Genomic DNA, 13,158 nt, shown 5'->3' with positions numbered 1-13,158 from the left:
GGGATCGGCACGGGCTCCGGGCCGGGGCGCTGATCAGCGGGCGGTGGAGCGGACCGCGTCCTGGATCAGCTCGGCCACGGCCTTGGGCTGGGCGAGCATGACGAGATGCGAGGAGTCGACCTCGACGGTGGTCATGCCGGCGCGCTCGTAGCCGTAGCGCTCCACATCGGGGTTGATGGTCCGGTCGGAGGTGGCGACCAGGCCCCACGAGGGCTTTTTCTTCCACGCCGCGACCGGCGCCGCCTCCGTGAAGGCCCGTGCGGCCAGGGGGCGCTGGGAGACGGCGAGCACCGCAGCGAGCTCGGGGTCGACATCCGCGGCGAAGAGGGCGGGGAACTTCCCGACCTCCACCGAGACATCGGTGCCGGTCTCGGTGGAGCCCGCCACGGGGAACGGCGTGTGGACGAGCGCGTCGGCGAGGCCGGAGTCGGGGAAGCGCCCTTGCAGCTCGCCCAGGCTCTCGCCCTCCTCCAAGGCGTATCCGGCCAGGTAGACCAGCGCGCGGACGTTGTCCTCCGTGCCGGCGAGGGTGATGACGGCGCCGCCGTAGGAGTGCCCCACGAGGATCACGGGGCCGTCGACGGCACGTACGACCGAAGCGATGTACGCGGCGTCGTCGACGAGGCTGCGGTTGGGCACGGCCGGTGCCACCACCTTCAGGCCGGCGGCCGTCAGTTCGGGGATGACACGGGCGTAGCCGGAGGCGTCGGCGAAGGCGCCGTGGACCAGCACGACGGTGGGGCGGGCGGATCGGGACATACGAGAATTCCTCGGTGCGTGGGTGGGGGTGTGGAAGGCGGAGTCGTCGTGTTTCACAGGCCGAACCGGGCGCGGCGCGTCTCGGGCACCCGGTCGGCGTACTCGGGGTGTTTGCGGATCCACCCCCGGATGAAGGGGCAGTACGGCAGGACGCGCAGCCCGCGTGCCCGGGCGTCCTCCAGGGCGCCCCGGGCGAGCCGCCCGGCCAGGCCCCGGCCGGCGAACCGGGGATCGGTCTCGGTGTGGATGAAGGCGATCTCGTCCTCCGCGAGGAAGTACTCGGCGAAGCCCGCGGTCTCGGTGCCGTCGTCTCCGGCGAGGATCTCGTACCGGGACTTCTCGGGGCGGTCCACCACCTGCGGTTCCATGGGTGCTCCTGTGCGGTTGTGGAAATCGTGGGTCGGCGTGGGTGTGGCGGCGGGTGGGTAATCAGAGCGTGCGGCGCACGCCCGCCTGGCGTTCCAGGTTGCGGAGCTGGACCGCGAGATCGCCCTCCATGGCGGCGTGGGCGGGGCCACTGCGGCCGATGGGCAGGACCTCCTCGCTGCGCATGTCCTCCAGCATCAGGGCGAACGCGGCGTACATCGCGACGAGCGCCACCAGGAGTCCGAGGACCCCGGACGTGCGCGTGAGCCATTCGGCGCCGGTGAGACCCGACAGACCGGTGGCGGCCCAGCGGGGCAGGGAGACCGCCAGGACGAGCCAGAGCGCGCGTTTGGGCCGGGTCACGGCGGTCATCAGCGCCCCGAAGCAGAGGAGCGCCAGGTTGAAGACGCCCAGCACCCGCAGGCCGTCGGCCGCGCCGCTGAACATGACGAGTGCGTAGGCCAGCCAGCTGCCGGCGAAGATGCCCATGAGCGTCGCCGCGATCACGTCACGGGCGCCGAAGGCCAGGATGCTCACCAGGAGCTGCAGGGCGAAGGCGGGCAGTACGCAGAGGGCGACGGCGCTGCGGGCCTCGGCCTCGAAGAGCCCGAGCTGCATGCATCCCGTCATCACGGAGGCGATCGCCACCGTGAAGAAGCCCAGCGGCATGGGTGAGGCGATGGGGCGCAGGTTGATCCGGGTCATCGACCGGAGGTCCGGCTCGAAGCGTCGCCCCGGGGCGACGTCCGGCCCGTCGGCAGGCCCGGCGTCGGAGGCGGAGTCAGTACTCATCGTGGGGATCTCTCGTTCAGTGCTCGAAGCAGGGGTCGAGGAACGGCGGAGGCGTCTCGGGAGTGGAGCCACGGGCGACGCGCCACCGGCGGTGCTGCTCGGACTCGGCGACGGCCTCGGCCACGAGCGACGCCTGGCGGGCACCGCTCTGACAGCCGCCGAAGTGGGCCACCGGGCTCCACTCCGGACTGACCGGCGGGACGGCCTCGTCGAGTCCCTCGTACTCCGCGCTCGCGTAGACGATGCGACCGCCGACGACGGTGAGCACGGACTCGATCTCGGGGATGACGTCCTCGGGCACGGTCAGGAAGTCGTCGGACAGGATCGCGAGGTCGCCGTACCAGCCTTCCCGCAGGCTTCCCTTGACGTCCTGCTCGCCGGTGAGCCGGGCCCCGCCGCGCGTGTAGAGGTCGAGGGCGGTCTCCCGGCCGATCAGGTTCCCGGCCGGGTGGAGCGCGGTGCCGCCGACGGTGCGCCCGGTCACCAGCCAGTGGAGTGCGACCCACGGGTTGTACGAGGAGACGCGGGTGGCGTCGGTTCCGGCGGCCACGGTCAGACCCCGGTCGAGCATGGCCCGGACCGGCGGGGCGTGGGCGGCGGCCTCGGCGCCGTAGCGGTCGCGGAAGGCGGTGCCCTGGAAGGACATGCGGTTCTGGACGGACAGGGCGCCGCCGAGGGCCGCGATCCGGTCCAGGCTGTCGGCCGAGACGGTCTCGGCGTGGTCGAAGAGCCAGCGGTTGCCGCCGGGGAAGAGTCCTTCCGCCGCGAGCCTCTCGAAGACGGCCAGGTCGCGGCGGATCGTCTCGTCGTAGGTCGCGTGGAGCCGGAAGCCCCAGCCGTTCTCCATCAGGAGCCGGACCGCGTTCTCGAACTCGGCCTCGTACCCCTCGGCGAGCTCGGGACGGGGTTCGGAGAAGTTCTCGAAGTCGGCGGCGGACCAGGTCAGGTTCTCGCCCGCGCCGTTCAGCCGGAGCCACTCGTCCCCGTCCCCGGGCTTCACCGTCTCGGTCCAGCGCTTCAGGTCGGCGAGCTCCTGGCCGGCCGTCTGCGGGAACAGGTGGTAGGCGATCCGCAGGGACAGCTCCCCCGACCCGGCGAGGTCGACGACCGTGGCGTAGTCGTCGGGGAAGTTCTGGAACCCGCCGGCGGCGTCGACCGCGGAGGTCAGCCCGAAACGGTTCAGCTCACGCAGGAAGTGACGGGTCGACGTGCGCTTGTCGGCCTCGTCCAGCGTCGGCGCCTTGGCCAGGGTCGAGTAGAGGATGAGGGCGCTGGGCGCCGCGAGGAGGACGCCGTTGGGTTCGCCGTCCCTTCCCCGTACGATGTGGCCGCCGCGCGGGTCGGGCGTGTCGCGGGTGAATCCGGCGGCCCGCACCGCGGCCCGGTTCATCAGGGCGGACTGGTACAGGTGCAGGACGAACACCGGGGTGTCGGGGGCCGCGGCGTTCAGCTCGGCGACGGTCGGCATCCTGCGCTCGGCGAACTGTTCCGCGGTCCATCCGCCGACGACCCGGATCCACTGCCCCCTGGGCGTACGGCCGGCCTGCTCGCGCAGCATGGCGAGGGCGTGGCGGAGGCTGCGCACCCCGTCCCAGCGCAGCTCCAGGACGTAGTTGAGGCCGCCCCTGATGACGTGCAGGTGCGAGTCGTTCAGGCCGGGGATCACCCGGCGGCCGAGGGCGTCGACGACCCTGGTCCCCGGCCCCACCAGGTGGGCGAGGTCGTGGTCGTCGCCGAGGGCCGCGACCCGGCCGTCGCGGATCGCGACGGCGCGGGCCCCGGGACGGCCGGGATCACCGGTGAACACCTTCGCGTTACGGACGAGAAGGTCGGCCTGTACGTGTTCCTGCCGCGCGGCGGGCACGAGGCCCGCGACGGGCATGCTCGGAGACGGCCCGGTCATGCCAGGGCCTTGCGCAGGGTGTCGGTGGCGAGACCGATGGCGAGTTCGGCGGCCTGCGTCTCGCGCAGCGCGTTCAGCATGACGAAGTCGTGGATGGCTCCCTGGACGCGCAGGGCGGTGACGGGGACTCCGGCGGCGCGGAGCTTCGCCGCGTACGCCTCGCCCTCGTCGCGCAGGACGTCGGCCTCGGCGGTGATGACCAGGGCGGGCGGCAGGCCGGTGAGCTGCTCGGTGGTGGCGCGCAGCGGCGAGGCGGTGATCTGCGCGCGCTCGGCCTCTTCGGTCGTGTACTGGTCCCAGAACCACTTCATGGCGTCGCGGCGCAGGAAGTAGCCCTCGGCGAAGGCGTGGTACGAGCCGGTGTCGAAGCTCGCGTCGGTGACCGGGTAGAAGAGGACCTGGTGGGTGAGGCGGATGTCGCCGCGCTGCTTGGCCATGAGGGTGAGGGCGGCGGTCATGTTGCCGCCCACCGAGTCGCCCGCGACGGCGATCCGGGTGCCGTCGAGGTCCTTGTGGTGACCCTCGCGGGCGATCCACTGGGCGACGCTGTAGTTCTGCTCGATGGCGACGGGGTAGCGGGCCTCGGGCGAGAGGTCGTACTCGGGGAAGACGACGGCCGCCCGGGTGCCGACGGCGAGTTCGCGGACGAGCCGGTCGTGGGTGTGGGCGTTGCCGAAGACCCAGCCGGCGCCGTGGATGTAGAGGATGACGGGGAGGGGGCCGGTGGCGCCGCGCGGGCGGACGATGCGGGCGCGGACGTCGCCGGTGGGACCGCCGTGGACGGTGACCCATTCCTCGTCGACGGCGGGCAGCGGGACGCCTTCACCGCTCTGGACGCCGTCCACGGCCTTGCGGCCGTCCGCGACGGGGATCTGGTAGAGGTACGGTGGCTGGGCGGTGGCGTCGGCGAAGGCCTGGGCGGCGGGTTCGAGGATCGGCGTGTTCGGCATGAGGGGTTCTCCTTCGTAGGACGTACGGGTGGGTGCTGCTCAGCGGGTCGCGCGCGCGGCGTCGAGGATCACGTCGGTGACCACGGCCGGGCGGGAGACGACCACGGCGTGCGACGCGTCAACCTCGGTGGTGTGGGAGCCGGCACGCCGCGCCATCCATCGCTCGGCGGCCGGCGGGATGTTCTTGTCGGCAGTGGCGATCAGCGCCCATGACGGAATCGTCTTCCACGCCGCTTCCCCGGCCTTCTCCTCCAGCGCGACGGTGGAGACCGGGCGCTGGGTCGCGGCCATGACCGCCGCGTCGGCGGCGGGGACGTCGGCGGCGAACTGACGGTGGTACTCGGCCCGGTCGATGACGAGTTCGGTGCCGGTACCTCCGCCGGGCAGCGGGTACGACTGCGGGTTCACCGTCTCGCCGAGGGTGGAGCCGGGGAACTCGGCGGCCAGCTGGGCCGCGCTCTCACCCTTGTCCGGGGTGAACGCGGCGATGTAGACGAGGGCCTTCACGCGGCTGTCGCCCGCGGCGGCACCGCTGATGACAGAGCCGCCGTAGGAGTGGCCGACCAGGACGACGGGGCCGTCGACGCCGGCGAGCACGCCGCGGAGGTAGGCGGTGTCGTCGGCGAGGCCGCGCAGCGGGTTGGCGGTGGCGACGACGGGGTAGCCCGCGCGGCGCAGTCGCTTGATCGTGCCGCTCCAGCTGGAGGCGTCGGCGAAGGCCCCGTGGACCAGGACGACAGTGGGCTTGGGCGCGTGCCGGTCGGCGCCGGCGGCGGGCGAGCTGCTCGTGGGTGCGGCACCGATCAGGGAGGCCAGCGTCGCGGGCAGGGCGAGGGCGAGGGTGAGGGTGCGCTTCGTGGGAAGCATGTGCGGTTCCTTGTCGGGCGGTGAAGCGGCAGGCGTACTCAGTGGAGGAAGGCGAGCAGGGCGGTGTTGACCTCGTCGGCGTGGGTCCGGATCAGACCGTGCGGGCCGCCGGGCACGATCGTCAGCCGGGCGCCGGTGATGCGCTGGGCCAGCGGTATCGCGGTGGCCTCGACGGGCAGGGTGCGGTCGGCGTCGCCGTGAATGATGAGGGTGGGGACGTCGATGCGCGGCAGGTCCGCGCGGAAGTCCGTGAGCCAGGCCTGGACGCAGTCCAGGGTGCCCTTGGCGGAGGCGCTGACGGCGACGTTCCAACTGGCCTGGACCGCCTGCTCGCTGATGCGCTCGCCGCCGAGCACGTCGACGTTGTAGAAGTCGGCGAGGAAGGCCGTCATGAACGCGAACCGGTCGGCGACGATGGCCTCTTCGATGCCCTTGAAGACGCTCGCGTCCACCCCGCCCGGGTTGTCGTCCGTCTTCAGCAGGAAGGGCGGGACGACGCCGATCATGACGGCCTTGGCAACGCGGTCGGAGCCGTACATGCCGAGGTAGCGGGTCACCTCGCCGCTGCCCATGGAGAAGCCGACCAGGACGGCGTCGCGCAGGTCGAGGGCGGTGAGCACCTCGTTCAGGTCGGAGGCGAAGGTGTCGTAGTCGTAGCCGTCGGCCGGCTGATCGGAGCGACCGAAGCCGCGCCGGTCGTACGTGACGACCCGGTGGCCGGCGGCGAGGAGTGCGGCGGTCTGCTTCTCCCAGGAGGCCCCGTTGAGCGGCCAGCCGTGGATCAGCACGACGGGCTGTCCGGTGCCGTGGTCCTCGTAGTACAGGTTGATGGGTGCGGAGCCGCCTTCGGCGGCCTTGATGAACGGCATGGTGTGCTCCTTGGGTCGGTGTGTCGCTGCGTCGTTGCGTCGCTGCGTTTCGGATGGACGGGCGGAGGTGGCCTCAGAGGCCGTACGCCTCCAGCAACCGCAGCCAGACTTCGCTGACCGTCGGGAAGGCGGGGACGGCGTGCCACAGATGTTCGAGCGGGATCTCCCCCACGATGGCGACGGTGGCCGTGTGGATGAGCTCGGTCGCCATGGGGCCGGTGAGGGTGCAGCCGACGACGACGCCACGGCTCTCGTCGACGACGAGCTTGGCGTGGCCGCGGTAGTCGTCCGCGTACAGCGCGGCTCCGGCGACGCCGCCGATGCGGTACTCCACCGCGCGTACCTCGACTCCCGCTTCGCGTGCCGCGCGTTCGGTGAGACCCACGCTCGCGACCTCGGGGTACGTGAAGACTGCCTGGGGGACGGCGATGTGGTCGGCCTCCGCGCTCCATGCCTGCCGGCGGCCGGTGTCGGCGGGGCGGCCCGCGGCGCGCTCGGCGATCGCCGCGGCGCAGGCGCGGGCCTGGTACTTGGCCATGTGGGTCAGCGGCGCACGGTGGTTCACGTCGCCGACGGCGTAGAGCCAGTCCCCGTCGAGGGCGGTGACGCGGCAGGTGTCGTCGACCGGGAGCCAGCCACCGGCCGGCAGTCCGACGGTCTCCAGGCCGAGGTCCGCGGTACGCGGGCGACGGCCGACCGCGGCAAGCACCTCGTCGCAGACGAGGGTGGCGCCGTCGTCGGTCTCCACGGTCACGGTGCGGGTGGTCCCGTCACGGGCGACCCGGGTCGCCGAGACCCCGAAGCGGATCGTGACGCCCAGACCGGTCAGACCGCGGGTGACCTCTTCGCCGGCACACGGCTCCCAGCCGGTCAGCAGGGCCTGGTCGCGGACGAGCAGGGTGACAGAGGCGCCGAGTGAGCGCCACGCGGTGGCCATCTCGCAGGCCACCACTCCCCCGCCGATGACGACGAGCCGCTCGGGCACCGCATCGGCCGTGGTGGCCTGCCGATTGGTCCACACACCGATCCGGTCGAGCCCTTCGACCGGCGGCAGCGCGGGTTCCGTACCGGGGCCGAGGACGACCGCGAGCCGGGCCCGCAGGGTGCGGACCGTGCCGTCGGCCCCGGTCACCTCCACGCGGCGCTCTCCGGCGAGCCGGCCGTGCCCTCGTACGAGGGGTATGCCGGCGCTGTTCAGCCAGTCGGCCTGACCGGTGTCGTCGCCACGGCCGGTGAAACGGTCGCGGCGGGCCAGGACCTGCGCCGGGTCGAGCGCCCCGGTCACCGCCTGCCGTGCCCCGTCGACCGACCATGCGGCCTCCCTGGCCGCACCGGGACGCAACAGGGCCTTGCTCGGCACGCATGCCCGGTAGGAACACTCGCCGCCGACCGCCTCGGCCTCGACGACGACGGCGGTCAGCCCCGACCGGACGACCCGGTCGGCAGCGACCTCGCCGCCCGGTCCGCCGCCGACCACGACGACGTCGTACGTGTCCTCCATCAGCCGCGCACCAGGGGGGTGTCCACGAGGTGCTCGGCCAGGAACCACACCTGCGCCTCGCCGGTGCGGACGACGTCGGAGACGAGCAGGTCGGTGCTGCCCTCGTCGCCCTCTGCCGAGATCCGGGCGGCGGCGTCCCGCGCGTCGATCAGGATCCGCTCGTGCGCGTCGAGGAGCCTCGACAGCATGACGGGTACCGGCTCCACGCCGGTCGGCGGCCGGGGAATGGCGGTCAGCTCCGAGACATGGCGCGGGTCTCCGACCGCGACGCCGCCGAGGCTCTGGATCCGCTCGGCCAATGCGTCCACGATGGCCAGTTGGGCCTCCGCGTGCTTGTCCAGCATGAGGTGGAGCGAGTAGAAGGTCGCCCCGCGCATGAGCCAGTGGTGCTTCTTGTAGAGGGAGTACAGGATCTGCGTGTCGGCGAGTACGCGGTTCAGCCGCTGGCAGGCGTACATGCGGGTGTCGTGACCGAGGCCGATCGGCAGCTGCTTGAGCGTGCCGAACTTCTGGGTCTCGGCGCCCTTCTGGTGCAGCAGCGGCTGGCCGCCGCCGTGCGGGGATGTGATGGTTGTGGTGTCCATGGAGTTCTCCTGGAAGGTGGGAGGGCCCGGCCGTCCGGTCGGGGGCGCGGAGCGGCCGGACCCGGTCTGCGTGGCTCGCGGTCAGCGCTCGCCGCGGGCGGCGGTCCGCGCCGCCGCCGGCGCCTGCCGGTGCAGTGCGAGCCGGGTGAGCAACCCGCTGCCGACGCCCGCCGCGAGCACGAGGGCCGTCCACCACAGCGGATACGGCGTGAGGCCGAGGGCCGTGTCGAGGGACCAGGCGCCGGGTCCGGTGGCGGCGAGAGCGGCGGCGGTGCCGATGAGGACGAGCGGGTACTCGTAGCCGTCGTTCTGCACCCAGAGGCCGTTCTGCCATTTCACGGTGAGGGCGACGGTCATGACACCGATGGCCCCGGTGGCGGCAAGCGGGGTCAGGAAGCCGGCGGCGAGCAGCAGACCCGATCCGATCTGGCCACCGCCCGCCGCCAGTGCGGTGAGGGCTCCGCCGCGGAAGCCGTCGGCGCGGAACTCCTCAGTGCCGCCTTCGAGTCCCCTGCCGCCCAGGTGCGAGCTGATCTTCTGCACGCCATGGCCGGCGATGAGCAGGCCCACCAGCAGACGCAGGATCAGAATGCCGGTGTCCAAGGAGGTCAGCCGGCCGCGTGGGCGCCGATGACGCTCTGCGCGTACACGACACCCAGGCCGTAGGCGCCCGCGTGGGCCTTGACGATCTCCATGACCGCGCCGTACGTCTCCTGGCGCGCCCAGTCGCGCTGCAGCTCAAGGAGCACCTGCACCCAGGTCACCGGCACCACGCCGACGGCGATCATCCGCTGCAGCGCGTGCTCGTGGGCGGCCGGGCTGACGCCGCCGGAGGCGTCGGAGACCACGTACACCTCGTACCCCTGCTCCAGCGCGGAGAGCGCGGGCAGCACCAGGCAGACCTCGGTCCACAGGCCGGAGAGGATGATCTTCTTGCGTCCGGTCGCCCTGACCGCCGCCACGAGCGCCTCGTCCTCCCAGGCGTTCATCGTCGTGCGGTCGATGACCTCGTGCTCGGGGAACACCTCGGCGAGCTGCGGCAGCAGGGGCCCGGAGAACGACTCGGCGGCCACCGTGGTCAGGACGGTGGGCACCTCGAACGCCCGAGCCGCCTTGGCGAGACCCACGGTGCTGTTGATGATCGCGGCGCGATCGCCGCTCCCGGTGCCGAAGAACATCTGCGGCTGGTGGTCCACGAAGAGCATGACCGCGTTGTCGGGCGTGAGCAGATCCCCGCTCGGGGCAGCCTGCACCTTGGTGATGTCGAACATAAGGGTCCTCTCGGAACGGTCGGTACCGCGCCTGCCGCATTCCCGCGGCTCGGCACACCCCGAAGTTACGACCGCCCCGACCGACCGACTTGTCTCTCCGTGCTCAGGAAATGGCACGACAGCGCACCATCCGCCCAGGACCGGGACCTCTTGCGGTCCGTCGGCGCCCATTCCATTCAGCAGCAGGTCAGGGCTGCCCGATCCGGTCGCCGGGATCCTGGGGGGGGACGGCGGCCAGGTGACGCTCGCCGAGCCGCGGATCGCCGACGGAGCCGACCGGTACGCACCGCTGTTGAAGGCACCGCCGGTGGCACGCCCCGTCCCGTGGTCCCCCGAATCATGAGCCCGAAGTGCCGCTGACGGCTTCCACTCTGTTGTCCGGGTCGTGCAGACGATACGGAGGCCACACCTCCCACAGTCGCTGTCAGCACCGCCCGCTCGCGTTTGAGCGTGCGGTGCTGGGAGCGCAGAGCGACCAGCACGGCCCGGGTCCGGGCCGGTTCGGCCCAGGCCGCGGCACGTACATCCTCGGGCATGACCTGCCGCGGCGAGGCGATCCGCGGCGCCCAGCCCGCCAGGACGGGCTCCAGCCGGTCGAGATAGCCGCGGATAGCCCGTTACGACCGAGGAACTCGCCGCGCTTCTTCGGATCAATCCGTCCGCCCTGCGCGCCTTGGAACTCAAGACCCACGACCTCCGCCACACCGGGCTCACCTGGCTCACCGAGCCGGCGTCCCCGCCCACGTCCTCCGCAAGATCGCCGGACACGGCTCCCTGCTCACCACCCAGCGCTACCTTCACCCCGACATGCGCAAGATCACCGAAGCAGGCACCGCCCTCACCACCTACCTCAACCCCGTCCGCACCCCGGCCAGCCTGCCCTTGCCCCCAGCACTCCCCGGCAGACGCCGCTGGGCTCAATGGTCCCCAAGAAATACCGAAAGGCGGTACCGGATTTCTCCGATACCGCCTACGACCTGCGAAAACGCTGGTCGGGACGACAGGATTTGAACCTGCGACCCCTTGACCCCCAGTCAAGTGCGCTACCAAGCTGCGCCACGTCCCGATGCCCGTCTGACCTGGGGTTTCCCCTGGCTGAACGCGCATGAGAACAATACCGCACTCCGAGCCGTGGTCACGAACCGCTTCGCGGGGCCGGGCCGCGGGCGACCGGACGGCCGGATCGCGCGACCGGGTGGGCCGGGCCCCGGGGCGGGGAGCCCGGCCCGGCCGCGGGGCGTTGCCCGGGGTGGGCGGGCGCGTGCTGGGCGGCATGGGCAGGGAACGCTTTCGCTCTCCCGGCGGCCCACCCGGCTACGGCCGGCCCCGTCAGCATCGCGAGCACCATGAGTAGCCGTAGGTCATCACTCGGTAGCGGACGGGACCCTCCGTCGCGGATCAGCTGCCCCGTGGGGCCCAGGGCTCCTTCAGTGGTGGGCCGAGACCGAGCCGAGCAGGGTGCGGATGCGTCCGGCGGCCTCGCGGAACTCGGGGCGCTCCATGGTCTCCGTATAGTCGCGCTCGGCCGGCAGCCCCACCTCGATGATCTCGGTGACGGTGCCCGGCCGGGGGCTCATCACCACCACCCGGTCCGCGAGGTAGCACGCCTCCGGGATGGAGTGGGTGACCAGCAGTACGGTGGGGCCGGTCTCCCGCCGGACGCGGTTCAGCTCGGTGTTCATCTGCTCGCGGGTCAGCGCGTCGAGCGCGCCGAACGGCTCGTCCATCAGCAGCACCGGAGGCTTGTGGAGCAGCGCCCGGCAGAGCGCCACGCGCTGCTGCATGCCCCCCGACAGCTCGTGCGGATAGGCGTCCGCGAAGCCGTCGAGGCCGGTCATGGTGATCAGCTCGTCCGCGCGGCGGCGGGCGGCAGCGGGCGGCAGCCCGCGCATCTCCGCCTGGAGCAGGATGTTGCGCCGTGCCGAGCGCCACTCCAGGAGGGCGGCGCGCTGGAAGACGTATCCGATGTCATGGCGGGGTCCGCGCACCCGTTCGCCGTTCAGCCGTACCTCGCCCGCCGTGGGGGCCAGCAGTCCGGCGACCAGCTTCAGCAGGGTGGACTTTCCACAGCCCGAGGGGCCGACGATGGCGATGAACTCCCCCGCCGCGACATCGAGGCCGACCTCGCTGAGCGCGGTGACATCGCGGGTCTTCGTGTGGAACCGGACGCGGACGCCGTCGAGGCGTACCGCCGGGGCGACTCGCCCGCCCGGGGCCTGACCTGCGGTGGGGGCGGGTTCGCTCGCCGTGGTCCTTCTCTCCATCGTCATCCCTTCGGAGCGGCGGCGCTCTCCCAGTAGTCCGCCACGGGCCCGGGGTTCTTGACCAGACCCGCCTCGGCGAAGACGTCGATGGTCCGCCGCCAGTCGGCCTCGGTGTTGACGCCGGGGGGCCTGCCCCGGGTCGCCGGGGTGTGGAGCAGGGTGAGCGTGGTCGCGAGCTGCTCGGAGAGGACCTTCTCCGGTGGGAGCTGCTCGCTCGCTCCCGCCATCGCGGCGACGGCGGGTCCCGGTGCTCTCTCGGCGGCGGCGAACGCCTCGCTGACCGCCGCCGTCATCCGGGTGGCCACCCCCTTCTCGGCGGCGAGATAGCGCTCGCCGACGATCAGGCCGTTGGAGTAGAAGTTGAGCCCGTGCTCGGAGAAGCGCAGATAGCCGACCTTCTTCCCGGCCTTGTTCGCCATGATGGGGCCCTGGTCGCTGGCGTAGCCGAGCAGTGCGTCCGTCCGGCCGGAGACCACCGCGGCGATCTTGCCCGCCGGGTCGGTGTTCTGGACCGTGACATCGGACGGGCTGAGGCCGTTCTTCCGCAGAAAGACCGGGAACGTCCTGGACAGGGCGTCGCCCGCGGTGCCCGCGATGGTCCTGCCCGTGAGGTCGGCGGGCGAGGTGATGTTCTCGGAGGCGAAGAACTGCACGGACGACGGAGTGGTCTGGAGGAAGACGCCGAGGCTTCTGGCCTTGACGCCGGAGTCGACGCCGGAGAGAAGGGCGGGGGTGTCGGCCCAGCCGAAGTCGCTCTGGCCCGCGCCGGTCGCCTGCACCGTCTTCTGGGAGCCCTGACCCGCGCGGATGGTGAGATCGATGCCGTGCTTCTCGAAGATCTTCCGCTGTTTGCCGTAGTAGAAGGGCGCGTGTTCGCCGTAGGGGTACCAGTTGAGGGTCAGTGTGACCCGGTCGAGTTCCTTGCCCGATGCGGTGACGGTCCGGTCCGGGCCGTCCCCGCCGCAGGCCGTTGCGGTGACCAGGAGCAGCGGAACGAGGCCGGTCAGGAGTCTGCGCGCGGTCATGGCTGAT

General features: G+C 72.0%; 13 protein-coding genes and 1 tRNA gene. All 14 read right to left on the bottom strand.

The window, feature by feature from the left end; translation table 11 throughout:
* Nucleotides 1–33 precede the first annotated feature (33 nt).
* Nucleotides 34–759, bottom strand: a complete 726-nt coding sequence (locus FF041_RS20220; RefSeq protein WP_153524101.1) for an alpha/beta fold hydrolase — start codon at nt 757–759, stop codon at nt 34–36.
* 53 nt (nt 760–812) lie between these two features.
* A complete protein-coding gene (locus FF041_RS20215; protein WP_153524100.1) occupies nt 813–1,127 on the bottom strand; it encodes a GNAT family N-acetyltransferase in 315 nt (104 codons plus the stop codon).
* Between the two features lie 61 nt (nt 1,128–1,188).
* A complete protein-coding gene (locus tag FF041_RS20210; RefSeq protein WP_153524099.1) occupies nt 1,189–1,917 on the bottom strand; it encodes a GPR1/FUN34/YaaH family transporter in 729 nt (242 codons plus the stop codon).
* 16 nt (nt 1,918–1,933) lie between these two features.
* A complete protein-coding gene (locus FF041_RS20205; RefSeq protein ID WP_228388426.1) occupies nt 1,934–3,820 on the bottom strand; it encodes an amidohydrolase in 1,887 nt (628 codons plus the stop codon).
* On the bottom strand, nt 3,817–4,770 hold the full coding sequence (locus FF041_RS20200; protein ID WP_153524098.1) for an alpha/beta hydrolase: 954 nt from the start codon (nt 4,768–4,770) through the stop codon (nt 3,817–3,819). Before FF041_RS20200 ends, FF041_RS20205 begins: the two co-directional genes overlap by 4 nt.
* Before the next feature lie 39 nt (nt 4,771–4,809).
* Nucleotides 4,810–5,637 (bottom strand): alpha/beta fold hydrolase, encoded by an 828-nt coding sequence (locus FF041_RS20195; protein ID WP_153524097.1) that lies wholly within the window; start codon nt 5,635–5,637, stop codon nt 4,810–4,812.
* A gap of 38 nt (nt 5,638–5,675) precedes the next feature.
* Nucleotides 5,676–6,506 (bottom strand): alpha/beta fold hydrolase, encoded by an 831-nt coding sequence (locus FF041_RS20190; RefSeq protein WP_153524096.1) that lies wholly within the window; start codon nt 6,504–6,506, stop codon nt 5,676–5,678.
* 73 nt (nt 6,507–6,579) lie between these two features.
* Entirely contained in the window at nt 6,580–8,007 is a 1,428-nt protein-coding gene (locus tag FF041_RS20185) for a dihydrolipoyl dehydrogenase family protein (RefSeq protein WP_153524095.1), read from the bottom strand.
* Nucleotides 8,007–8,591: a Dps family protein gene (locus tag FF041_RS20180; RefSeq protein WP_153524094.1), complete on the bottom strand. Its 585-nt coding sequence runs from the start codon at nt 8,589–8,591 to the stop codon at nt 8,007–8,009. The genes FF041_RS20185 and FF041_RS20180 overlap by 1 nt, the downstream gene beginning before the upstream one ends.
* Nucleotides 8,592–8,672: 81 nt before the next feature.
* Complete coding sequence (locus tag FF041_RS20175; protein WP_153524093.1) at nt 8,673–9,194, bottom strand: DoxX family protein; 522 nt, start codon at nt 9,192–9,194, stop codon at nt 8,673–8,675.
* Nucleotides 9,195–9,199: 5 nt separating this feature from the next.
* Nucleotides 9,200–9,862 carry a hydrolase gene (locus tag FF041_RS20170; protein WP_194292101.1) on the bottom strand — a complete coding sequence of 221 codons (663 nt, stop codon included), beginning with the start codon at nt 9,860–9,862 and terminating at the stop codon, nt 9,200–9,202.
* Between the two features lie 989 nt (nt 9,863–10,851).
* A tRNA-Pro gene (locus FF041_RS20160) sits at nt 10,852–10,928 on the bottom strand.
* A 361-nt stretch (nt 10,929–11,289) separates the two neighbouring features.
* The gene (locus FF041_RS20155; RefSeq protein WP_153524091.1) at nt 11,290–12,132 is read right to left on the bottom strand and encodes an ABC transporter ATP-binding protein; all 843 of its coding nucleotides are present in this window, start codon (nt 12,130–12,132) and stop codon (nt 11,290–11,292) included.
* Nucleotides 12,129–13,151 (bottom strand): ABC transporter substrate-binding protein, encoded by a 1,023-nt coding sequence (locus FF041_RS20150; RefSeq protein ID WP_153524090.1) that lies wholly within the window; start codon nt 13,149–13,151, stop codon nt 12,129–12,131. The genes FF041_RS20155 and FF041_RS20150 overlap by 4 nt, the downstream gene beginning before the upstream one ends.
* Nucleotides 13,152–13,158 lie beyond the last annotated feature (7 nt).

It is taken from the genome of Streptomyces jumonjinensis (assembly GCF_009600885.1).
Lineage (GTDB): Bacteria > Actinomycetota > Actinomycetes > Streptomycetales > Streptomycetaceae > Streptomyces > Streptomyces jumonjinensis.
The sequence above is the reverse complement of the archived record's forward strand: the minus strand, read 5'-3'. Positions and strand labels throughout refer to the sequence as shown.